This window comes from Kitasatospora sp. NPDC003701 (assembly GCF_053587085.1).
This window is the reverse complement of record NZ_JBSFNM010000010.1, coordinates 1-22,083: the sequence shown is the minus strand read 5'-3', so window position 1 is coordinate 22,083 and position 22,083 is coordinate 1. Positions and strand designations below refer to the sequence as shown.

The window sequence follows — 22,083 nt, the reverse complement described above, 5'->3', positions numbered from 1 at the left end:
CGGGGGGGGCTACCAGGGCCGGCGGCTGTCCCGGCCGGTGCGGCGCAGCTCCTGGCCGACCCACTGCAGCCCGGCCAGGAAGCCGTCCACCCCCGCCTGGCACTGGTCGCGCCGGAGGTAGCCGCGGGCACTGCGGGCGATCGGGCCGGCCTCGGCCGCGCCGGGGCGGGTGCTGCGCACCGGCAGCTGGGCGGTCCAGACCCAGAGGCGGGCCTCGGACTGCCCGACGGTACAGCGCAGCGCCGCCCGTTCGATGATCAACTCTCTGACCGCATCGGCGAGTTCGTCCTCGCTGCGGTAGGTGCGGACGCCGACGCCGAGTTGCCGCCCGTTGGCGGCGCGCAGCGCCCAGCCGAGGCACCGGTCGGCCGCGGGGACGATCAGCAGGCGCGGGCCGCGCCGCTCAGCGGCGGACATCGGTGGGTCTCAACGGGCCGACCCGCTCGGGGAGTTCGAGCGCGGGCTGTTTGGCCAGCAGCACCACGAAACGCCGGAAGGCGTTCTGGCAGGTCGCGTACCGCTCGTACGCGCGACTGGAGCGCACCTCGGGGAGCGCACGCGAGCCGGGGACGACCCAGATCCACCCGATGCCGTCGCGGACATGGGTGATCCGGGCGACCAGGCCGTCGGCGCCGGCACGTAAGCCGTCGAAGCCGCGCTCGGCCTCGACGGCCGTCTCGTACGCGGCCGCGGTGACCGCCACGACCCGGCCGTTGGGAGCCTTGAGCTGCCAGCGGTACCGCCCGTCCGGTGCCCGTTCGACCCGGAATCCCCCTCGACCTGCCCCTGCTGCGGTGTGACCGCGGCTCGACGCGTCCACTGCTCCCCCAGTCCGGTTCTCTCCGAGACGGGAGTAAAGCTATGTGTGCACACAAGCACGCCGGAAGGGAAGGAAATACACAACTTGCTCCGTTGGCCGGGAAGTTCTCCCTCGTTAAACTTTCACCGAGTGCACACCGACTGCTCTCCTGGCCCCCTCGCCGGGTGCTCTTTACCGGCACAGACCGTTCGATAACGTGCGAGATCTCGACGGACCGGAACTCACCGCATGAGACGTCAGAGCCGGGCCGTCCAGCGGACCATCGTCCCCTTCCCGTACGGGCCGGGCTCGTGCCAGGCGTCCCCGCCGAGCGCCTCGGCCCGCCGGGTCAGGTTGCGCAGGCCGCTGCGGCGGCCGCCGGCCGGGATGCCGACGCCGTCGTCCGTCACGGTGAGCAGCACCCCGGGGCGCCCGGCCCGGTCGAGCGACTCCGGGTCACCGCTCACCGGGTGGCCCTCGTCGTCCAGGTGCACGGTCGCGTCGATCTCCACGCCGACCCGCGAGGCCCGCGCGTGTCGCGCCGTGTTGGAGAGCATCTCCCGCAGTGCGGCGAGGAGTTGACGGCCGGTCTTCTCGCCGACCAGGCTCTCCACCGGGCCCATGAAGGTCACCGAGGGCTTGAAGCCGAGCGCCGCCGCGGCCTGGCTGCCCTCCCGCAGCACCCTCGTCCGCAGAGTGTCCGGCGCGTCGCCGTGGTTGTCGTGCTGGAGCGCGTAGATGGTGGTGCGGACCTCCTGGATGGTGGCGTCCAGCTCGTCCACCGCCTTGCCGATGCCGACCTTGACCTCGGGCACCACCGAGCGCCGGGCGGCGCTCTCCAGCATCATCCCGGTGGCGAACAGCCGCTGGATCACCAGGTCGTGGAGGTCCCGGGCGATCCGGTCCCGGTCCTGGAAGACGGCCAGCCGCTGCTGGTCCCGCTGGCCCTCGGCGAGCCGCAGGGCGAGCGCGGCCTGCGAGGCGAAGGTCTCGGCGAGCTGCTTCTCCGCGTCGGTGAACGGCACCGCGCCGCGCGAGCGCCAGACGCTGAGCCCGCCCAGCACCCGCCCGGCGGCGACCATCGGCACCGCCATCGACGGGCCGAAGCTGCGGGCCAGGCGGATCACCACGGTCGGGTCGCTGGACATGTCGTCGAGGTAGACGCTGTCGCCCTGCAGCAGCCGGGAGGCGAAGCTCTCCTTCGGCAGCAGCTCGCCCTGGACGAACTCGGCCGCCTCGCCGGCGGCGTGGGCCACCCGCATCTGCCCGTCGCCCTCGCCGTCCACGGTCGGTAGCAGGATCATGCCGAGCGCCGCGTCCGCCAGCTCGCGCACCTGCTCGGCCGCGACGGTCAGCGCGGCCTCGGCCTCGTCGGTGGAGAGCAGGGCCGTGGTGACGGCCGCCGCACCGGCGATCCAGCGCTCGCGGCGCCGCCCCTCCTCGTAGAGCCGGGAGTTCTCGATCGCGACGCCGGCCGCCGCGGCGAGCGCGTGCACCACCTGCTCGTCCTCGGGGGTGAAGGCGCCGCCGCCCTGCTTCTCGGTGAGGTAGAGGTTGCCGAAGACCTCGTCGCGGATCCGGATCGGCTCGCCCAGGAAGGTCTTCATCGCCGGGTGGTCGGGCGGGAACCCGGAGGAGCGCGGGTCGGCGGCGAGGTCGGTGAGGCGCAGCGGCTCGGGCCGGTCGATCAGGGCGCCGAGGATGCCCCGGCCGGCCGGCAGCTCGCCGATCGCGGCGGCGGTCTCGTCGTCCACCCCGACGTGGATGAAGTCCGCCAGGCCGTGGCCGCCCGGCGCGATCACGCCGAGCGCGGCGTACCGGGCGTCCACCAGCTCCGCGGCGCCGGTGGCGATCCGGTGCAGCGTCGCGTGCAGGTCCAGCCCGGAGCCGACCGAGACGACGGCCTCCAGCAGCCGCTGCATCCGGTCGGTGACGGCGGCCGCGGACTGCAGCCGTTCCGCCACTTCGGTGACCAGCGTGTCCAGCCCGAGCGAGGAGATCTCGGGCACCCGGTGGGGTGCCGGGTCGGGAGCGGCGGCGGGCGGCAGGTCTGGCGTGGGGTCCATGGTGACGAGCGTAGTTTGTACGGTTTTCAGCCGAAGGACGACGCGACCACCGGAGCGCCTTGCGCACCGGGCCCCGCGACCCCGTCCACCGTCCCCGGCCCGTCCGCGACCAGCCCGTCCGCCTCCCGCTCGCGCTCCCACATCGCCCGCAGCCGGCCCTCCGGCTCCCCGACCAGGGCCGACCAGCTGCCGCGTTCGACCACCCGGCCGCCGTCCAGCACGAGCACCTCGTCGACGGTGGAGTCGTCGAGGCCGGCCAGCCGGTGGGTGATCAGCACGGTGGTCCGGCCGGCCGTGGCGGCGAGCAGGTCGGCGGTGAGCGCGTCCGCGGTGGGCAGGTCGAGGTGCTCCGCGGGCTCGTCCAGGACGAGCACCGGGAAGTCGGCCAGCAGCGCGCGGGCGAGCGCGAGCCGCTGGCGCTGGCCGCCGGAGAGCCGGGCGCCGTGCTCGCCGACCATGGTGTCGAGGCCGGCCGGGAGGGTGTCCGTCCAGTCCAGCAGCCGGGCGGCGGCGAGCGCGGCGCGCAGCTCGTCCTCGGTGGCGGTGGGCCGGGCCAGCCGCAGGTTCTCCCGCAGCGAGCTGTCGAAGACGTACGCGTCCTGGGCGCAGAGCCCGATCACCCGGCGGACGTCGTCCCCGGCCACCGCGCGGCTGTCCACAGCCTGTGGACGGCCGGCGGCGAGCGTGACCCGGCCCGCCGTCGGCTCCAGGAACCGCAGCAGCGCCTGGGCGAGCGTGGTCTTGCCGGAGCCGGACGGGCCGACCACGGCGATCCGGCGGCCGGCCGTGAGGTCGAGGTCGAGCCCGACCAGCGCGTCCACGGCCTGCCCCGGGTGGCGGGCGGTCAGCCCGCGGACGGCGATCGGCAGCGGCTGCTCCGGCAGGGCCGCCGGGGCGGCCGGCTCGGCGACCGGGGCGGCCGCGTCCAGCACCTCGGCCAGCCGCGCCGAGGCGGCCCGGCTGCGCTGGCGGGCCTGGACGGCGAGCGGCATCCCGGTGACGGCCTCGAAGGCGGCCAGCGGGGTGAGCACCACCACCGCGAGACAGACCGGCGCCAGCGCGCCGCCCTGCACGCCCCGGATGCCGACGGCCGCGGCGGCGGCCACCGTCAGCCCGGTGAGCAGCGCGATCAGCCCGGTGCCGAGCGCCGTGGTGGCGGCCGAACGGGCGGCCAGCCCGGTCAGCGCGGCGTCGGCGGAGCGGACGGCGGCCAGCCGGCCGGGGAGCGCCCCGGCCACGGTGAGCTCGGCCGTCCCGGTCAGGGTGTCGACGACGGCGGTGGCCAGCCGGCCGCGGGCCGGGGCCTGCCGCCGCTCGGCGCCGGCCGACCAGCGGGCGGCCAGCGCGGGCACCACCGCCCCGGCCAGCAGCAGCCCCAGCCCGAGGACCAGACCGGCCGAGGGCAGGAAGGCGGCCATCGCCCCCGTCGCGGCCAGCGACACCAGGGCCGCCACCGCCGCCGGCAGCCGCCAGCGCAGGTAGTGGTCCTGGACGGCGTCGACGTCGGCGACCAGCCGGGAGAGCAGGTCCCCGCGCCGGAAGGCCGGCAGCCCGGCCGGGGCGAGCGCGGTCAGCCGGCGGTACACGGCGGCCCGCAGCGTGCCGAGGGTGCGCAGCACCGCGTCGTGCGAGACCAGCCGCTCGGCGTAGCGGAACACGCTCCGCCCGATGCCGAAGGCCCGCACCGAGGTGACGGCCATCATCAGGTAGAGCACCGGCGGCATCTCGGAGGCGTAGGAGATGAGGTAGCCCGAGGTGGCCATCAGCGCGACGGCGCAGCCGAGCGCGAGCGCGCCGAGCAGGACGGAGAGCGCGAGCCGGGGCTGCGCGGTGGCCGCCCCGACGGGCTCCGCCGGCGGGGCGTCGGCGGCCGGCACCGGCCGGCCGCTGTGCGCGGGCCGCGGCGGCGCTGCGGCGGCCGCGGCCGCGGGCACCGGGGCGCCCTCCAGCCGGAGCACCCGGTCCGCCACCGCCAGCAGCGCCGGCCGGTGCGCGACCACCAGCACGGTGCGCGCCGGATCGGCCGCCAGCACCCGGACGGCGTCCACCACGGCCGCCTCCGACGCGCCGTCCAGGTGGGCGGTCGGCTCGTCCAGCAGCACCAGCGGCCGGTCGTCGGCGAGCAGCACCCGGGCGAGCGCCAGCCGCTGCCGCTGGCCCGCCGACAGCCCGGAGCCGTCCTCGCCCAGGGCGGTGTCGAGGCCCTGCGGCAGCTGCCGCACGAAGTCCAGCGCGTGCGCGGACCGCAGCGCCGTCCACAGCTCGTCCTCGCCGGCGTCGGGCCGGTAGAGCCGCAGGTTGTCGGCGACGGTGCCGGCGAACAGGTGCGGGTGCTGCGGCACCCAGGCGATCTGCCGGCGCCAGCTCGCCGGCTCCAGCTCGGCGAGGTCGTGCGTCCGCCCGTCGGCGGCGGTGATCCGGACGCCGCCCGCGTCCGGCGCGGTGAGGCCGAGCAGGACGGCGAGCAGGGTGGACTTGCCGGCCCCGCTCGGGCCGGTGAGCGCGGTGGTGGTGCCCGGACGCAGGGTCAGCGCGGCGCCGTCCAGCGCGGGCGAGGGCCGGCCGGGGAGCCGCACGGTGAGGCCCGCGGCGTCGACGACGGCGCCGGCGAGGGCGGGGGCCGGGAGCGTCCCGGCCGGCGGCAGCGGGGTCTCCAGCACCCGGAAGAGCTCGTCGGCCGCGGTCAGCCCCTCCACGCTGGAGTGGTAGAGCGCGCCGACCTGGCGGATCGGGAAGTACACCTCGGGCGCCAGGATCAGGATCAGCAGCCCGGTCTCCAGGTCGAGCGTGCCGTCCACCAGCCGGAAGCCGATCGAGACCGCGACCAGCGCGACCGACAGGGTGGAGAGCAGCTCCAGCGCGAACGAGGAGATGAAGGCGATCCGCAGGGTGCGCAGGGTGGCGCGGCGGTACTCGGCGGTGATCCGGGCGATGCCGGCGGCCTGGGCGCGGGCCCGGCCGAACACCTTGAGCGTGGGCAGGCCGGCGACCACGTCCAGGAAGTGGTGCGAGAGCCGGGAGAGGGTCTCCCACTGCCGGTCCATCCGGCTCTGGGTGGCCATCCCGATCAGCACCATGAAGAGCGGGATCAGCGGCAGCGTCCCGGCGATGATCGCGGCCGAGGTGAAGTCGGCGCCGACGACCCGCAGCAGCACGATCACCGGGACGACCACGGCGAGCGCCAGCTGCGGCAGGTAGCGGGCGAAGTAGTCGTCGAGCGCGTCGACGCCGCGGGTGGCGAGGGTGGTGAGTTCGCCGGTGCGCCGGCCCGCCAGGTAGGCCGGGCCGAGCGCGGTGGCGTGGTCCAGCAGCCGGCGCCGCAGGGTGGACTTCACCCGGGCGACGGAGCGGTGCGCGGTGAGCTCGGTGAGCCAGCCGACCAGCCCGCGGCCGACCGCCGTCAGCGCCAGCCACACCAGCGGCGTGGTCAGCTCGCCGAGGCCGGCGCGCTGCTGGAAGGCGCGGACGACGATCTCCGCGATCAGGCTCGCCTGGGCGACCACCAGGGCCGCCCCCGCCCCGCCGAGGAGGACCGAGCCGGCGAGGAAGGCGCGGGTGGTGCGGGCGTACCCGAGCAGCCGGGGGTCGACGGGCTTCACGGCTCAGCCCTGGTCGAGCGCGGCGGCCGGGTCGTGCCCGGGGATGTGCTGGACGCCGATCCGCTTGCGGAACACCCAGTACGTCCAGCCCTGGTAGAGCAGCACGAGCGGGGTGAAGACCGCCGCGACGATCGTCATCAGCTTCAGCGTGTAGGGCGAGGAGGCGGCGTTGGAGACGGTCAGGCTCCAGTCCGGGTTCAGGGTGGAGGGCATCACGTCCGGGAAGAGCGCGAGGAAGAGCATCGCGACCGCGGCCACGATGGTCGCCCCGGAGAGGACGAACGCCCAGCCCTCGCGGGCCAGCTGGTTGGCCGCCAGGGCGCCGACCAGCGCCAGCACCGCGACGACCAGTGCCACGAGGCTCCAGCCGTTGCCGTTGTCGGCCTGGGTCCAGACCAGGAAGACCAGCGCCAGCACCGCCGCCGCCAGGCCGAGCCGGAGCGCCATGGCCCGGGCCCGGTCGCGGATCTCCCCGACCGTCTTGAGCGCGGCGAACACCGCGCCGTGGAAGGTGAAGAGGGTGAGGGTGACCAGGCCGCCGAGGACGGCGTACGGGTTGAGCAGGTCCCAGAAGGTGCCGACGTAGTTCTTCTGCGCGTCGATGTCGACCCCGCGCACGATGTTGGCGAAGGCCACGCCCCAGAGGAAGGCCGGGATCAGCGACGTCCAGAAGATCGCCTCCTCCCAGTTCCGCTGCCAGCGCGGCTCCGAGCGCTTGGCCCGGTACTCGAAGGCGACCCCGCGCACGATCAGGCAGACCAGGATCATCAGCAGCGGGATGTAGAAGCCGCTGAACAGCGTCGCGTACCAGTCCGGGAAGGCCGCGAAGGTCGCGCCGCCGGCGGTGAGCAGCCAGACCTCGTTGCCGTCCCAGACCGGGCCGATGGTGTTGATCAGCACCCGCCGCTCGGCGGTGGAGCGGGCCAGCGGCTTGGTGAGGATGCCGATGCCGAAGTCGAAGCCCTCAAGGAAGAAGTAGCCGATCCACAGGACGGCGATCAGGACGAACCAGACGTCGTGGAGTTGCATGTCGGATCCTCAGTAGTCCTCGGTAGTCCGCGGTGGGGCTCGACGAGCCCGGTGGGCTCGGTCAGGGGGCCGGGGGGCGGGGGGGGCTCAGTAGGCGAAGGCGAGGGGCTTGTCGGCGTCCTCGTCCGAGGACGGGCCGCGCAGCGTCGGGTCCTCGGTGGGCGGCCGCTCGGAGGTGACCGGCCCGGCCTTGGCGTACTTGACCAGCAGCCGCACCTCGATGACGGCGAGGACCGCGTACAGCAGGGTGAAGGTGGTCAGGGCGCCGATCTGGGTGCCGATGCCGACGTTCGGCGACACCGCGCTCGCGGTGGTCATCAGCCCGAACACGGCCCACGGCTGACGGCCCATCTCGGTGAAGATCCAGCCGAAGCTGTTGGCGATCAGCGGGAAGCCCATGGTGAGGATGCCGATCCGCCAGCTCCACTTGGTGAGGAACGGGCCGAGCTCGCGCTTCGGGGTCAGCATCAGCCTGGGCACCTCGGTGTCGCCGGTGCGGAACTCCGGTGCCAGCAGCCACTTCCTCCGGGTGGTCCAGAGCCCGACCACCCCGGCCACGAAGGAGGTCATCCCGAAACCGATCATGAGGCGGAAGCCCCAGTAGGTGACGAAGATGCTCGGGATGTAGTCCTTCGGGTCGCCGCCGTACTTGGCGGCCTCGGCGTTGGCGGTGTCGTTGATGCCGGGCACCGAGGAGCTGAAGTCGCTGTTGGCGAGGAAGGACAGTATCCCGGGGATCTCCAGCTCCACCGAGTTGTGGCCCTTGCCGACGTCGCCGACCGCGAAGACCGAGAACGGCGCCGGCGCCTGGCTGTCCCAGAGCGCCTCGGCGGCGGCCATCTTCATCGGCTGCTGGCGGAACATCACCTTGGCGAGCGAGTCGCCGCTGAGCGCGGTGCCGAGGCCGAAGACCACGGCGAGCACCAGGCCGAGCCGCAGCGAGGTCCGCATCACGGCGACCCGCTTGGGGTCGGCGGCCTCCGGCCGGCGCTTGGCCTTCCAGAGGTGGAAGGAGGCGATGCCGACCATGAAGGCCGCGCCGGTGAGGAAGGCGGCGGTCAGGGTGTGCAGGACGACGGTGACGGTGGTGTCCTGGAAGAGCACCCGCGCGATGTCGGTGAGCTGCGCCTTCCCGGTGGCCGGGTCGATGGAGTAGCCGACGGGGTGCTGCATCCAGGAGTTGGCCGCCAGGATGAAGTAGGCGGAGAGCACGGTGCCGAGCGACACCATCCACATGCAGGCGCAGTGCAGCTTCCTCGGCAGCTTGTCCCAGCCGAAGATCCAGAGCCCGATGAAGGTCGACTCGAAGAAGAAGGCGATCAGCGCCTCCATCGCGAGCGGGGCCCCGAAGACGTCGCCGACGAACCGGGAGTAGTCGGACCAGTTCATCCCGAACTGGAACTCCTGGACGATGCCGGTGACCACGCCCATCGCGATGTTGATCAGGAAGAGCTTCCCCCAGAACTTCGTGGCGTGGAAGTACTTCTCCTTGTCCGTCCGCACCCAGGCGGTCTCCAGCCCGGCCACGATGGCGGCCAGGCTGATGGTGAGCGGTACGAAGAGGAAGTGGTAGACGGTGGTGATGCCGAATTGCCATCGCGCGATGGTTTCGTGAGCGATTGCCAGTTCCACGTCGCCCTCTCTCCGACCCGACCCCAAAGGGTCACTTTCCGGACAAACTTCATCTATAGCTGTAGACCGCTGCACAACCGCGCAAGCTTGTCCGCTTGTGAACGTGAACACGTTCACAAGGGCCAGTATCCATCATGCTTACGAGTGAATTGCAGGCGGGGTGGGATTGATCGGCGATGCCGTGCGCACAGTCTGCGCACCGGCCCTGGCCTGCCACAACGAGCGCCCGGGCGACTGGCGGAACGATCTTGGACGATCCGGCGCTTGACAGCCGCCGGACCGTCCGGTGCGCGGTCGGGCCCCGGCCGAGTGGCTCGGCCGGGGCCCGGGCTCCGATGCCTAGTGGCTGCCGTAGGGGCGGGTGATGATCTCCATGCCGTGGCCGGCCGGGTCGAAGAAGTACAGACCCCGGCCGCCGTGGTGGTGGTTGATCTCGCCGGGCAGCTTCAACTGCGGGTCGGCGTAGTAACCGATGCCGTCCGCCTCGATCCGGGCGAAGGCGGCGTCGAACTCCTCGTCCGAGACGAGGAAGGCGTAGTGCTGCGGGACGACCGCCTCCGCCGGGACGGACACGAAGTCGAGGGTCACTCCGTTGTCCGTGGCCACCGGGACGAAGGGGCCCCAGGCCGTCCCGACCTCAAGGCCGAGGAGGGCCGCCAGGAAGGCGGCGGATTCCCGGTTGTCCCGGGCTTGCACGATGGTGTGGTTGAACTGGACTGCCATGGTTCGAATGCCTCCGTAAGGCACTCACGGGCTACCTCCATGCCTCACCCGGACGGTGACCGACACGCGATGCCGTACCGGGAATCCTAGATCGGGAGCCCATCGGGCGGCCAGCCCCCGGGGATCAACCCGCGCCCCGGCGAACGGGATCCGGGCCCGGTACGGGTGGTCACGCCCGGGCCCGGGCCGCCAGCTCCGCGAGGTCCTCGGCGCCCAGCCGCAGCGAGGCGGCGGCGACGTTCTCCTCCAGGTGGACCGGCGAGGAGGTGCCCGGGATGGCCAGGACCGCCGGGGAGACGGCCAGCAGCCAGGCCGCCATCACCTGCGCCGGGGTGGCACCGTGGCGTTCGGCCACCCGCCGGATCGCCGGGTCGGCGGGCACCCCCGAGCCGCCGAGCGGGAAGAACGGGACGAAGGCGATGCCCCGGGCGGTGCAGTCCGCCAGCAGCGCCGCGTCCTGCGCCGAGTGCTCCAGCACGCTGAACCGGTTCTGCACGGCGGTCACCGGCGCGATCGCCTCGGCCTCGGCGAGCTGGGCCGCGTCGACGTTGCTGACCCCGAGGTGGCGGATCAGCCCCTCCTCGCGCAGCTCGGCCAGGACGGCGAAGCCCTCGCCGACGGACTCCTGACTGGGCATCCGCCGCAGGTAGACCAGGTCCAGGCGGTCCACCCCGAGTTCGCGCAGGTTGCGGTGGACGGCCGCGCGCAGCTCCGCCGGGCCGGCCGGCTCCTGCCAGCTGCCGTCGGGGTCGCGGCCGGGCCCGACCTTGGTGGCGATCACCAGGCCGTCGCGGTACGGGTGCAGGGCCTCGCGGATCAGGCCGTTCGCGGAGACGTCCTCGTGGAAGTAGAACCAGGCGGTGTCGATGTGGTCGACACCGAGCTCGACCGCCCGGCGCAGCACCGCGAGGCTCTGCACGGGGTCGCAGGCCGGGCCGTCCCAGTCGCGGGCGGGCAGCTTCATCGCACCGAAGCCCATCCGGGAGACCGGCAGGTCGCCGCCGAGCAGGAGGGAACCGGCGGCGGAGGCGTGGACGGAGGCGGGGGCGGCGGGAGAGGTGATCGTCATGTCCGTAAGCCTCGGCCCCGCTCGCCCGGCGTCCGACCGATCTGGCAGGTTACTGCCATGACCACCGACCCGATCATCACCCTGCACGGCGAGCAGGAGCTCGTCCGGCGGGCCGGCCACCTCTTCGTCGCGTCGCGTGAGGAGTTCCTGGTCGCCGCCACCGATCTGCTGACCTGGTCCACCGGCGTCAACGCCGCCTTCGCCCAGGGCAAGCGGCCGCACCTCGTCCCCGGCCTCACCATGCGCAAGCTCTACACCCGGCGGGCGCTGGCGGACCCGGAGTCCGAGCGGCGGCTGCTGCGGATCGCCGCCTCCGGCATCGAGGTCCGGATCAGCGACGGACCGCTGGCGCGGGAGGCGATCATCATCGACCGGCGCACCGCGATCCTGGCCGGTGCCCCGGTGCGCGGCGTGCGGACGTACACCGTGGTGCGGTCGCCGGAGGTGGTCGCCGGCGTGCGCTCGCTGTTCCGCGCCGCCTGGGAGAGCGCCACCGACCTCGCCGAGTGCACCACCCCGCCGCACCTCAGCGACCAGGCCCGGCAGATCCTCCGCTCGCTCGCCGCGGGCCACACCGACGAGACCGGGGCCCGCGTGCTCGGCCTCTCCCTGCGCACCTACCGGCGCCGGGTCGCCGACCTGCTGACCACCCTCGGCGCCGGCTCCCGCTTCCAGGCCGGCCTGCTGGCCCAGGGCCTGCTGGACGAGGGAGCCGCCCCCGCCGCCCACCGGTGACGCCCGGGGGCCTCAGCGCTGGTGGGGGAGCTCCACCCGGAAGGTGGCGCCGGTGCCGGGGGCGGTGTGGAGGGTGAGGGCCCCGCCGTGGGCGTGGGTGAGCGCGGTGGCGATGGCGAGGCCGAGGCCGGCGCCGCCGCCGTCGTGGCGGCTGCGGGAGGCGTCCACGCGGTAGAAGCGGTGGAAGACCCGGACGGCCTGCTCCTCGGTGAGGCCGGGGCCGGAGTCGGCGACTTCGAGCAGGCACAGGCCCTGGGCGGTGCCGACGCCGATCCGGACCGGGGTGCCGGGCGGGGTGTGCTTGACGGCGTTGCCGACCAGATTGGTGACCACCTGGCGCAGCCGCGCCTCGTCGCCGAGCACGGGCGCGGGGCCCGGGGCGCCGGTGCCGGACGGGCCGGTGAGGGCGACCGGGCGGGACGGGTCGAGGGCGGTGAGGTCGTGCAGCGCGTCCGCGGCGAGGGTGCGCAGGTCCATCGGCGCGAGGTCGAGCGGGCGCTCCTCGTCGAGCCGGGCGAGCACCAGCAGGTCCTCGACCAGGGTGCCCATCCGGACGGCCTCGCTCTCGATCCGGGACATCGTCCGCTTGACGTCCGCCTCGGTGGGCAGCGCCCCCATCCGGTACAGCTCGGCGAAGCCCCGGATCCCGGCCAGCGGGGTGCGCAGCTCGTGCGAGGCGTCGGCGACGAACCGCCGCATCCGCGCCTCGGACTCGGCCCGGGCGGCGAAGGCGGCCTCGATCTGGGTGAGCATCGCGTTGAGCGCGGCGGAGAGCCGGCCGACCTCGGTGCGCGTGGAGAGCTCGGGCATCCGGTGCGACAGCTCGCCGGAGGCGATCCGCTCGGCGCCCTCCTCGATCCGGCGCAGCGGCCGCAGCCCGGCCCGGACGGCGAAGAAACCGAGGGCCGCGATCAGCACCAGCACCGCGCCGCCGATCGCCAGGAACGAGGTGCGCAGCCGCCCGACGGTGGCGTCGATGTCCTCGCGGGAGACGGCGACCATCAGGTAGGCGGGGGTGGGGGTCGGCACGGCGAAGGCGCTGGCCGGGGCGGGCGGCCGCTGGAGCGGCAGGACGAGGGTGCGCCAGCTGCGCTGACCGCGCTGGTCGGGCAGGTCGAACGGAGTGTCCGGGGCGGCGGCGGCCGGGTCGAGACCGGCCAGCTGCGGCGCCGGGTCGTTCTCGGAGACCGGCTGGCGGACGACCTGCTGGACCTTGCCGTCCGCCGAGAGGTACTGGACCAGGTACTGGCTGGGCAGCGCCGCCAGGTAGTTGGGGGTGCCCCGCTTGCCGCTGACCGACGGCTGCTTGTAGTCCGGCCAGGTCACCCGGCCCGGCACGCGGTGCGAGAGCGGCTCGGCGAAGCGCTGCAGCTGGTCGTCGAGCCGCTGCACCAGCTGCACCCGGACGGTGCCGAGCACCACGGCGTCACTGACCGCGAGCCCGGTGGTGACCAGTGCGAGGACGAGGACGAGCAGCCGGACGCGCAGCGAGAACCGGGGGAACACGGGGGGCGGTCAGTTCTGCGGCGGTCGGCGCAGGGCGTAGCCGATGCCGCGGACGGTGTGGATCAGCTTGGGGCCGTGCGCGGGGCCGGAGTCGAGCTTGCGGCGCAGGTAGGAGATGTAGGACTCGACGATGGAGAGGTCGCCGCCGAAGTCGTAGGCCCAGACGTGGTCGAGGATCTGCGCCTTGGAGACCACCCGGCCGACGTTGGCCATCAGGTAGTGCAGCAGCTTGAACTCGGTCGGCGAGAGCGCGACCGGGGTGCCGCCGCGGGTGACCTCGTGGGCGATCGGGTCGAGGGTGAGGTCGGCGACGAGCAGCCGGCCATCCTCGGCGGGGCCGCCGGCCCGGCGCAGGATCGCCCGGATCCGGGCGATCAGCTCCTCCAGGCTGAACGGCTTGGTGACGTAGTCGTCCGCGCCGGCGGCCAGGCCCTGGACCTTGTCGCCGACGCCGTCCTTCGCGGTCAGGAAGAGCACCGGCAGGTGGTCGCCGGGGTGGCCGTGGGCGGGTCCGGCGATCTGGCCCCGGCTGGTCTGCTCGCGCAGCCGCTCGACCACCGTGAAGCCGTCGAGGTCGGGGAGCATCACATCGAGGACGACGAGGTCCGGTCGCTCGGCGGCGATCAGTTCGAGCGCCTCGGTGCCGCTGGCGGCGGAGGCGACCCGGAAGCCGGAGAAGCGCAGGGAGGCGGAGAGCAGCTCCCGGATGTTGGGTTCGTCGTCGACGACGAGGAGGAACGCCTCGCCCGGGCCGCCGGCCACGGCGGAGCTGCCAGGTGTGGACACAGTGCCTTGCACGGGGGTTCCGCCTCCCGGTCGGACGATGGCGTTCAGCTGAGGCTAGCCCGGGGAGGCTAAGCGCCATCGATGAATGTTGGATTAACACCTTATCGGGCGGATTTAGGCGAACGAGCCCGCACGGTCGGGCTGGATGGTGTGCGCACGGGCCGCCGGACTGCGGTGCGACCGGCACCGGGCCCGGCCCGGGCCGGGGCGCGCACAGCGTGCGACCAGGGTACGGACAGCGCGGCGCCCACGGAAGGGACGGCCCCGCGCTCCGGAGGCGGACAGCGCGGCGCCCACGGAAGGGACTGCCCCACGCCCCGGAGGCGGACAGCACGGCGCCCACGGTAGGGACGGCCCCGCGGCCCGGAGGCGGACAGCGCGCGGCCCGGCCGCCGGAGGAGGTTTCGGCCGGGCCGCACGGACGTCCGGAGCTGCGGGGTCAGCCGCCGGACGGGCTCTGGGTGCCCCGGGCACCGCCGGGCGCACCGCCGCCGCCGAAGCCGCCCGCGCCGCCGGCCCCGAAACCGGTGCCGCCCTCGACGAGCTGGGTGGCGGCGTAACCGCCGTCGGCGGCCGGGGTGCCGACCACGGTCACGCTCTGGCCGGGCTGCAGGTCGGTGACCTTGCCCTCCTTGTTGAGCTGGACCTTGGTGGCGTCGCCGGTGGTCACCTTGACGGTGTTCCCGTTGGCGTCGGTCAGGTAGACGGTGGTCCCGTCGACGGCCTTCACGGTGCCCCGGGTGAAGCCGCCCTGGCCCCCCTGGCCGGTGCCCTGACCGCCCTGGCCGGCCCCGCCCGCGCCCTGGCCGCCCCGGCGGGTGCCGTTCTGCCCGCCGCCGAAGCCGGTGGCCCCGGCCCGGGGCTGCTGCCCGGCGGCGGTCGTCTTCCCGGACCCGTTGGAACCGTGGTCCTGCTGGAACCAGACGCCGCCGGCGAAGGCCGCCGTGGCGATCACGGCGCCGGCCAGCACCAGGGTCGGCCACGGCAGCCGGCGGCGCGGCGGCGCGGCCAGCTCGGCGGTGACGTCCCGGGCGTCCGGTGCGGTGGAGAGCAGGACGACCTGCTCGGCCGGGGTGCGCGGCTCGATCTCGTTGCTCATGGTCTGCGGGTCCTTGGTCACTCGTGGCGGAGGGCGTCGATCGGGCGCAGCGAGGCGGCCCGGTTGGCGGGGTAGCTGCCGAAGAACAGGCCGATGGCGACGGCGATGCCGAACGCGCCGAGCACCGACTCGGGGATCACCACCGGCTTGATGCCGACGACGGAGAAGTGCGACCCGGCGAGGCCGGCCAGCACTCCGAGCCCCGCCCCGATCACCGACAGCAGGGTGGACTCGACGAGGAACTGCCCGAGGACAGCCCCGCGCGGAGCGCCGAGCGCCTTGCGGATGCCGATCTCCCTGGTCCGCTCGGTGACGGTGACCAGCATGATGTTGGTGATGCCGATCCCGCCGACCAGCAGCGAGATCGCGGCCACCGCGCCGAGCAGCACGGTGAAGGTCTTGGTGGTCGACTCCCGGGCCGTGAGCAGCGAGGCCTGGTTGCCGATCCGGAAGTCCGCCTTGCTCGGGTCGGCGATCGCGTGGGTGCCGAGCAGCACCCGGGTGACCTCGGCCTGCGCGGCGGTGGTGGTCTCGGCCGAGGTGGCCTGCACCAGGATCTGGCTGACCGGGCCGAAGCCGGTGAAGGCGTTCTGCACGGTCGGCAGCGGCGCGATCACCACGTCGTCCGGGTCGGTGAAGCCGGTGCCGCCCTTGGCCTGGAGCACGCCCACCACGGTCAGCGGGGTGCCGCCGACGGTGATCGCCCTGCCGACCGGGTCGGTGGTGGCGAACAGCTGCTTGGCGGTGGTGGCGCCGAGCACCGCGACCTTGCGGGAGCCGAGCACGTCGTCGGCCGTGAAGTACTCGCCCCGGCCGATCTTCAGATTGGCGGTCTCGAAGTACGCCGGGTAGGTGCCGACGATCGAGCCGGGGCTGTACGAGATGTCCCCGTACAACGCGGTGCCGCTGGTGGTGACCACCGGCGCGACGGACTTGATCGAGGTCGCCTCCGTGTCGCTCGCCAGCGCCTTGGCGTCGGCGACCGTGAGCTTCTTCGCGGTGGAGGCGGTGCGCGAGCCGCCGAAGGACGAACCGGCGGTGACGGTGAGCGAGTTGGTGCCGAGCGAGGTGATCGACTCCTTGACCGCCACCGAGGAGCCGTTGCCGACCGCGAGCAGCAGGATCACCGAGGCGACACCGATCAGCACGCCCAGCATGGTCAGGGCCGAGCGCACCTTGTTGGCGGCCAGGCCGCCGACGGCGAAGCGGAGCATCTGCCAGAGCATCATGCGAGCACCCCCTGGAGGCCGGCGGAGGGCAGCAGCGCGGGCGGCGGCCCGTCCACCGGGGCCTGCCGGAGGTCGCTGATGATCGCGCCGTCGACCAGCCGGATCACCCGCTTGGCGTGCAGCGCGACCTCGTCCTCGTGGGTGATCAGGACCACCGTGCGGCCGGTCGCGTTGAGGCCGTCGATCAGGGCCAGCACCTCGTCGGTGGAGCGGCTGTCCAGGTTGCCGGTGGGCTCGTCGGCGAGCAGCATCGCGGGCGCGGTGACCAGCGCCCGGGCCACCGCGACGCGCTGCTGCTGGCCGCCGGAGAGCTCGTTGGGCCGGTGCCCGGAGCGCTCGGCGAGGCCGACCAGGGAGAGCGCGGCCAGTGCCCGGCGGCGCCGCTCCGCACTGCGCACGCCCGCGTAGGCGAGCGGCAGCTCGACCTGGGCGAGCGCGGTGGTGCGGGGGACGAGGTTGAAGGACTGGAAGATGAACCCGATCTTGCGGTTGCGGACCAGCGAGAGCTGCTGCTCGTCCAGGTGGCCGACGTCGATGCCGTCCAGCAGGTAGCGGCCGGCGGTCGGCACGTCCAGGCAGCCGAGGATGTTCATCAGGGTGGACTTGCCGGAGCCCGAACTGCCCATCACCGCCACGTAGTCGCCCTGGTCGATGTCCAGGGTGACGCCCAGCGGCTCGCCGGTGGCCGGGTCGGACGGGCCGCGCAGCGCGTGCACGGTGGCGTCGCCGTGGCCGTAGGACTTGGTGAGCCGGCGGATCTGGATGACCGGTGGTGGCGTCGCGCCCTGGGGGGCGGGGACGGTCCTGCGCGCCATCAGCGGTTCCCGCCCCGGCCGCCGCCGCCCGCACCGCCGGCGGCCGCGCCGACGCCTGCCACGCCGCCCGTACCCGCGCCGGCCCGGCCGCCCTGGCCCCCCTGGCCACCGTTCAGGCCGGGGAAGGAGCCGTTCGGGAAGCCGTTGGTGCCGCTGGTGGTGGCGAGTTCGACCTTGTCGCCCTCCTTCAGCCCGGAGACCACCTGCACGGTGGTGTCGCCCTCGACGCCCACCTCGACGGTCACCCGCTCGGCGGCGCCGTCCGGGTGCACCAGGGTCGCCGTCCGGCTCGCGCCGGTGCCGGCCAGGGCGGCGGTGGGCAGCGAGAGCGCGTTGTCGGCCTCGCCGGTGACCACCGAGACGGTCGCGCTGAGGCCGGTCCGCAGCTTGCTGGTGTCCCCGGTGATCTGCAGCGTCGCCGCGTACTGGACGGCGGCCGCGCCACCGCTGCCGCCACTGCTCACCGGCAGCGAACTGACGGACAGCACCGTGGCGTTGAGCTTGGTGTCGGACTGCGCGTTCAGTGCGACGGTGGCCGACTCGCCCTTCTTGAGCTTGAGCGAGTCCAGCTCGGAGAAGTTGGCGGTGACCTGCATCCCGGCCGGGTTGGTCAGCACGATGAAGCCGCTCGGAGCGCCCGAGCCGGTCGTGCTGCCGGTGGACTTCGCGGTGCCCGTACTGCCTCCGGCACTCCCGCCCATGGTGTCGCCGACCTTGCCGGCGATCGAGGCGACCGTGCCGTCCACCGAGGCGGTCAGCGTCGTCCCGGCCAGCGCGGCTTGGGCGTTGGCGAGGGTGGTCTGCGCGGTGGCGACCTGCTGCTGGGCCTGGGCGACGGCCGCCTCGTCCACCTTGGTGGTGGTGATGGTGGTGGTCTGCGGAGCCGGGACGGTGGCCTGGGGAGCGGGCGCACTGCTCGCGCCCGCTCCCCGCTCTCCGCCACCGGAGCCACCGGCGGAGCCGTTGGAGTTGCCGGATCCGCCGGAGTTGTTGGAGTTGTTGGAGCCGCTGCCCGCGTTGCCGCCCGAGCCGTTGCCCGAACTCCCGGGGATCTGCTGGGTGGTCGTGGTGGTGACCCCCGCCTGCGCCTTGGTGAGGTTGGCGTTCGCCGTGGTGAGCGCCGACTGCGCCGCGTCGACCTGCTGTTGGGCGGCCGTGGTGTCGACGGTGGCGAGCACCTGTCCCTTGGTCACGGCGTCGCCCACCGCGACCTTGACGGCGGTGAGCCGCCCACCGGTGGTGAAGTCCTGCCCCGCGTCGGTCGGTGAGGCGAGCGTGCCGGTTCCGGACACGGTGGCCAGGACCGTGCCCTTGGCCACGGTCGCGGTACGGACCTGCGTCTTGCCGGCCGTCTTCTCGGTACCGCTGTCCAGCGTCGTGTACGCCAGGGCCGCGGCGCCCACCAGGGCCACGCCGAGCGCGGAGTTCAGGAGGACGGCACCACGCCGTCGCGGAAGCACCTTCATGCCGAACAGCTTTCCGGGGCGCTCTTGCGACACCCTGGGCGCGAGCTGGGAGAAGGCTGACCGGCCGAATCCGGGCATTACGGCACGGTCCGCCCGGCCCGGGCCCTCGGCTTGGCCGCCGCCCGGTCGGCCGTTGGCCGAACTCCCAGGAGGTTCCCAGCCATCCCCAGCCATCCGGCAGCCCGGCCCGGGCGCGGGCGGGCGGCGGCCGTCACTCCTGCCCGCAGCGTTCACTCTTATCCATTGCAACGATCGAGCCGCCTGACGTTGCGTTGAATCCAGAGTCATTGCAACGATATTCGCCCTCCGAACTGCATGAACACCGATCTCATGCAACGAACCTGTTGCCAGACCTGCGAACGCAACGTAGCTTTTCCATCGTCAGAAACGACGAGCCGAAGGACAGCACGATGCAGAAGTTCGCCACCACCGCCCCGATCACCACCGTCCTCGACATCCCCGCCGGCCGCATCCGCCTCATCGCCGCCGACCGCACCGACACCACCGTCGAGGTCCTCCCCGCCGACGCCACCAAGAGCCGCGACCTCAAGGCCGCCGAGCAGATCACCGTCGAATACACCGACGGCGTCCTGCGGATCACGGCCGCACCCGCCAAGAACCGCATCCTCGGCAACTCCGGCGCCGTCGAGATCACCGTCCAACTGCCCGCCGGCTCCCACGTCCAGGCCAGCACCGCCGCCGCCGACCTCCGCGGCGTCGGCCGCCTCGGCGACGTCACCTTCGAAGGCGCCCAGGGCACCGTCAAGCTCGACGAGACCGCCGGCGCCCACCTCACCCTCCAGGCCGGCGACATCACCGTCGGCCGCCTCGCCGGCCCCGCCCTGCTCACCACCCAGCAGGGCGACCTCACCATCACCGAAGCCCTCCACGGCACCGCCGAACTGCGCACCGAGCACGGCGACATCACCATCACCACCGCCCGCGGCACCACCGCCACCCTCGACGCCGGCACCACCTACGGCCGCATCCACAACGCCCTCAAGAACACCGACGACACCACCACCCTCACCATCCACGCCACCACCGCCCACGGCAACATCACCGCCCGCAGCCTCTGAGCCGCGCCGACGGCCCGGAGCGGCCGCCGAGACCTCCGAGGTGCACGGCCGGCGCCTCCCCCGGCCGTGCACCTCGGACCCCCTCCCGATCCACCCCCGATCCACCCCCGATCCTGGAAGAAGGCACACCATGACCAGCAAGCAGTCCGCCTGGACCGGCACGGTGGAGATCGACGACACCGCCCTGGCCGTGACCGACACCGGCGGGGCCGGGCGTCCCGTGGTCTACCTCAACGGCTCCTACGCCGACCAGTCGCACTGGCGGCGCGTCATCACCGAGCTCGGCGCCGACCACCGGCACATCACCTATGACGAGCGCGCCCGCGGCAAGTCGAAGCGCGCCTCGGACTACTCGTTCGCGGCCTGCCTGCGCGACCTCGACGCCGTCCTCGCCGCCAGGGGCGTGGACCGGCCGATCCTGGTGGGCTGGTCCTACGGCGCCATGCTCGCCGTGCACTGGGCCGCCCGGAACCCGGACCGCGCCGCGGGGGTGGTGTCCGTGGACGGCGCCCTGCCGCACGAGTGGCTCGACGACGCCAACAAGGCGCAGATCCGCAAGCTGTTCCGCCGGCTGAGCCCGCTGTTCCCGATCGCCCGCCCGCTCGGCCTGGCCGCGCGGATGAGCGCCGCGCAGCACGCCGAGATCAACATCGAGGCCAACGAGCTCTGCGCACCCGCCGTCCTCGACCCGGTCTTCGAGCGGCTGACCGTGCCGACCCGGTACGTGCTCGCCACCGGCGGCAACCTGGGCGGCGACCCGAAGCTGATGGAAGAGATCCGCGCCAACTTGGACCCGGTGCTCGCCCGCCACCCGAACATCCGGGTCAGCGCGAAGGTCGCGAGCAACCACTCCAAGATCCTGCGCAACGACTACCGAGCCGTCGCCGATGCGGTCCGCGAGCTCGCCTGAGCCCGGACACGACGGTGGGCCTGCAAGCAGCGGGTTGAAGCGAGGGATTGGAGTGGGAAGTCGGCGGGTCCGACTTCCCACTCCTACCCAACACGTTCTCGGCACCCGTGCTGCGGGCCTCAGGCCGTGCGCGCCCGAAGTGCCGAACGCGCACATGCGGTGCGCACCCGCCCGGATTCCTGGAAGCTCCTCACTCCGGTGGCTGGGAGCGTGGGTCGGTAGCGGGGAACCGGCCGGGTGATCCCGCGCGAACGATCACGAGGACGGGAGTGGGGGCACCTGCGGGTCCACCGGGCGCTGGAACCCGTAGGCGCGCTCGACCTTGGCCACGTGGACCGCGAACGAGGCGTACCAGTGCTCGCGCCCGTGCGCACGGGTCAGCGCGTGCTCCGCGTGAGCTCGCCAGGCCGCGATCGACTCCTCGTCGCTCCAGTAGGACACCGTGATCCCCAGGCCGTCCGCGCCGCGCGCCGAATCGACGCCGAGGAAACCCGGCTGGTCGGCAGCCAGCTTCAGCATCTGATCGGCCCTGTCCCCATAGCCCTCGTCGCCAGGCGTCCGCACGGAGGTGAACACCACCGCGTAGTAGGGCGGGGCAGGCAGCGATGCGGGTGCGGGATCGGCCACGGAGGTCCTCCAACAAGGCAGCGACGGGGTGTCACCTCAAACGATCTCCCGTGCCCACCTGGACCCACAACCCGTTTGCCCGCTACCGACCCACGCTCCTGGCATCACTGGTGCAGGGGTATCGCCTCCTACGCACCACTCGACGCCATCGATCGCGATACGTTCGTGGTCCAGGGCGACCACTTCGCTGGGCTCACGGTGCCGAAGGACGAGTCCGCAGTGGAGATCCCTCAACATGTTCTGGAGGAGGCTGTCCGTGTTCTTGGATGGTGACCAGTGGCGCCTGCACTTCGACGGGTACCGGCGCGACGCGTTCCGGCTTGAGGCCCAACCCGCTTACACCATGCCGCGCGAGGCCGAGAACCTCGCACGGTTCCTACGCGGCGAGCCGAAGCCCGAGAGCCACAATGCGGCTTGGCATCAGCGGGTGAAGGGGTTCGTGTCGTCCGGCAGGACAATCGGGCGCGTCCGCGTGGTGCGCAGGCCACTGACCGACTACCAGCGGTACCAGTTCGCCTGGGGGATCCCGGGCAACATCGCGGCCGGTGAGGACATCCGGATCCTGGACGCCACCGAAGACAACTTTGGGATCCCTGACCAGGACTGGTGGATGTTCGACGAGACGTCGGTCGTCCACCTCAACTTCCGCCCGGACGGCACGCAGATCAACCGCGAGTTGGTCAACGAACGGGCGGACGAGTGCCAGGAGCTGAAGAGGCTCGCGATCGAGCGTTCGGTGCCCTTCTTCGAGTACCTGCACGACCACGGGTGACGAACCAACGTGGCGGCCCTCGCTCGGCTGAGCGAGGGCCGCCGGGTCGGTCTTGAAGCCTTGGAGGACCTTGGCGAACTCGATCGGGCCACAAGGGCAGTGCTGCGGTCGGAGTGGGAAGTCGGACCCGCCGACTTCCCAC

At 73.2% G+C, this 22,083-nt stretch carries 19 protein-coding genes; 4 read left to right on the top strand and 15 right to left on the bottom strand.

All coding sequences use genetic code 11. From position 1 onward, the window contains the following. Positions 1–9: 9 nt before the first annotated feature. The 8 genes from ACWDRR_RS12165 to ACWDRR_RS12130 form a co-directional block, all read right to left on the bottom strand. Complete coding sequence (locus ACWDRR_RS12165; protein ID WP_449772079.1) at positions 10–417, bottom strand: hypothetical protein; 408 nt, start codon at positions 415–417, stop codon at positions 10–12. Next, positions 404–820 (bottom strand): DUF1508 domain-containing protein, encoded by a 417-nt coding sequence (locus tag ACWDRR_RS12160; protein WP_449772078.1) that lies wholly within the window; start codon positions 818–820, stop codon positions 404–406. Before ACWDRR_RS12160 ends, ACWDRR_RS12165 begins: the two co-directional genes overlap by 14 nt. A gap of 236 nt (positions 821–1,056) precedes the next feature. Further along, positions 1,057–2,865 carry a GAF domain-containing protein gene (locus tag ACWDRR_RS12155; protein WP_449772077.1) on the bottom strand — a complete coding sequence of 603 codons (1,809 nt, stop codon included), beginning with the start codon at positions 2,863–2,865 and terminating at the stop codon, positions 1,057–1,059. Positions 2,866–2,891: 26 nt separating this feature from the next. Then, the gene (gene cydD, locus ACWDRR_RS12150; RefSeq protein WP_449772076.1) at positions 2,892–6,464 is read right to left on the bottom strand and encodes a thiol reductant ABC exporter subunit CydD; all 3,573 of its coding nucleotides are present in this window, start codon (positions 6,462–6,464) and stop codon (positions 2,892–2,894) included. A 3-nt stretch (positions 6,465–6,467) separates the two neighbouring features. Next, positions 6,468–7,493: a cytochrome d ubiquinol oxidase subunit II gene (gene cydB, locus ACWDRR_RS12145; protein ID WP_449772075.1), complete on the bottom strand. Its 1,026-nt coding sequence runs from the start codon at positions 7,491–7,493 to the stop codon at positions 6,468–6,470. An 87-nt stretch (positions 7,494–7,580) separates the two neighbouring features. Continuing rightward, complete coding sequence (locus ACWDRR_RS12140) at positions 7,581–9,125, bottom strand: cytochrome ubiquinol oxidase subunit I (protein WP_449772074.1); 1,545 nt, start codon at positions 9,123–9,125, stop codon at positions 7,581–7,583. 339 nt (positions 9,126–9,464) lie between these two features. Further along, a complete protein-coding gene (locus ACWDRR_RS12135) occupies positions 9,465–9,848 on the bottom strand; it encodes a VOC family protein (RefSeq protein WP_449772073.1) in 384 nt (127 codons plus the stop codon). 169 nt (positions 9,849–10,017) lie between these two features. Next, positions 10,018–10,917: an aldo/keto reductase gene (locus ACWDRR_RS12130; protein WP_449772072.1), complete on the bottom strand. Its 900-nt coding sequence runs from the start codon at positions 10,915–10,917 to the stop codon at positions 10,018–10,020. Positions 10,918–10,974: 57 nt separating this feature from the next. Between ACWDRR_RS12130 and ACWDRR_RS12125 the strand changes: the two genes are divergently transcribed. Continuing rightward, on the top strand, positions 10,975–11,652 hold the full coding sequence (locus tag ACWDRR_RS12125) for a DNA-binding response regulator (protein WP_449772071.1): 678 nt from the start codon (positions 10,975–10,977) through the stop codon (positions 11,650–11,652). Positions 11,653–11,664: 12 nt separating this feature from the next. Here the strand turns inward: ACWDRR_RS12125 and ACWDRR_RS12120 are convergent, their stop codons facing one another. From ACWDRR_RS12120 to ACWDRR_RS12095, 6 genes are all read right to left on the bottom strand, one after another. Then, positions 11,665–13,158, bottom strand: coding sequence for a sensor histidine kinase (locus ACWDRR_RS12120; RefSeq protein WP_449772070.1), 1,494 nt, complete (start codon positions 13,156–13,158; stop codon positions 11,665–11,667). A 9-nt stretch (positions 13,159–13,167) separates the two neighbouring features. Next, the gene (locus ACWDRR_RS12115; RefSeq protein ID WP_449772238.1) at positions 13,168–13,944 is read right to left on the bottom strand and encodes a response regulator transcription factor; all 777 of its coding nucleotides are present in this window, start codon (positions 13,942–13,944) and stop codon (positions 13,168–13,170) included. A gap of 439 nt (positions 13,945–14,383) precedes the next feature. Further along, complete coding sequence (locus ACWDRR_RS12110; protein ID WP_449772069.1) at positions 14,384–15,043, bottom strand: hypothetical protein; 660 nt, start codon at positions 15,041–15,043, stop codon at positions 14,384–14,386. A 17-nt stretch (positions 15,044–15,060) separates the two neighbouring features. Next, complete coding sequence (locus ACWDRR_RS12105; RefSeq protein WP_449772068.1) at positions 15,061–16,272, bottom strand: ABC transporter permease; 1,212 nt, start codon at positions 16,270–16,272, stop codon at positions 15,061–15,063. Next, the gene (locus ACWDRR_RS12100) at positions 16,269–17,087 is read right to left on the bottom strand and encodes an ABC transporter ATP-binding protein (RefSeq protein WP_449772067.1); all 819 of its coding nucleotides are present in this window, start codon (positions 17,085–17,087) and stop codon (positions 16,269–16,271) included. The genes ACWDRR_RS12105 and ACWDRR_RS12100 overlap by 4 nt, the downstream gene beginning before the upstream one ends. Further along, entirely contained in the window at positions 17,087–18,553 is a 1,467-nt protein-coding gene (locus ACWDRR_RS12095) for an efflux RND transporter periplasmic adaptor subunit (RefSeq protein ID WP_449772066.1), read from the bottom strand. The genes ACWDRR_RS12100 and ACWDRR_RS12095 overlap by 1 nt, the downstream gene beginning before the upstream one ends. 410 nt (positions 18,554–18,963) lie before the next feature. On the opposite strand from ACWDRR_RS12095, the gene ACWDRR_RS12090 reads away from it, so the two are divergent. Both ACWDRR_RS12090 and ACWDRR_RS12085 read left to right on the top strand, forming a co-directional pair. Next, the gene (locus tag ACWDRR_RS12090) at positions 18,964–19,632 is read left to right on the top strand and encodes a DUF4097 family beta strand repeat-containing protein (RefSeq protein WP_449772065.1); all 669 of its coding nucleotides are present in this window, start codon (positions 18,964–18,966) and stop codon (positions 19,630–19,632) included. A gap of 130 nt (positions 19,633–19,762) precedes the next feature. Further along, entirely contained in the window at positions 19,763–20,542 is a 780-nt protein-coding gene (locus ACWDRR_RS12085; RefSeq protein ID WP_449772064.1) for an alpha/beta fold hydrolase, read from the top strand. 255 nt (positions 20,543–20,797) lie between these two features. On the opposite strand, the gene ACWDRR_RS12080 is transcribed toward ACWDRR_RS12085, so the two are convergent. After that, on the bottom strand, positions 20,798–21,121 hold the full coding sequence (locus ACWDRR_RS12080) for an antibiotic biosynthesis monooxygenase family protein (RefSeq protein ID WP_449772237.1): 324 nt from the start codon (positions 21,119–21,121) through the stop codon (positions 20,798–20,800). 304 nt (positions 21,122–21,425) lie between these two features. On the opposite strand from ACWDRR_RS12080, the gene ACWDRR_RS12075 reads away from it, so the two are divergent. Further along, positions 21,426–21,941, top strand: a complete 516-nt coding sequence (locus tag ACWDRR_RS12075; protein WP_449772063.1) for a DUF6879 family protein — start codon at positions 21,426–21,428, stop codon at positions 21,939–21,941. Positions 21,942–22,083: the final 142 nt, after the last annotated feature.